General features: G+C 33.9%; 1 protein-coding gene. It reads right to left on the reverse strand.

Annotation, left to right across the window (positions count from 1 at the left end):
• Positions 1 to 242, reverse strand: a 242-nt coding sequence (locus tag VJI93_RS09185) for a hypothetical protein (protein WP_324000635.1), incomplete at both ends; no start/stop codon positions are given.

The following is a 242-nucleotide window of genomic DNA, read 5'->3' on the forward strand; positions in this document are numbered from 1 at the left end:
GGTATTGCTGGCTTCGGTCTTAATGGTGTTAGATTTGTTGTTTCATTTGTATCAAATGTATTACTTCCATCTGCTACATTTGCCTTATTTAAGATTCTTTCTCCATTTACATTTGCGTTTACTTTTACCTTGAATGTAACTTCTACTGTTTCTCCATCTGCTACATTTTCTTTTGTCCAAGTAATTTCTCCATCTTTGTAAATTCCACCATTATCTGCTGATCCTTCTACATATCTCGTATG

Origin of the sequence: Parvimonas sp. M20, assembly GCF_035282425.1 — a bacterium.
Classification (GTDB): domain Bacteria; phylum Bacillota; class Clostridia; order Tissierellales; family Peptoniphilaceae; genus Parvimonas.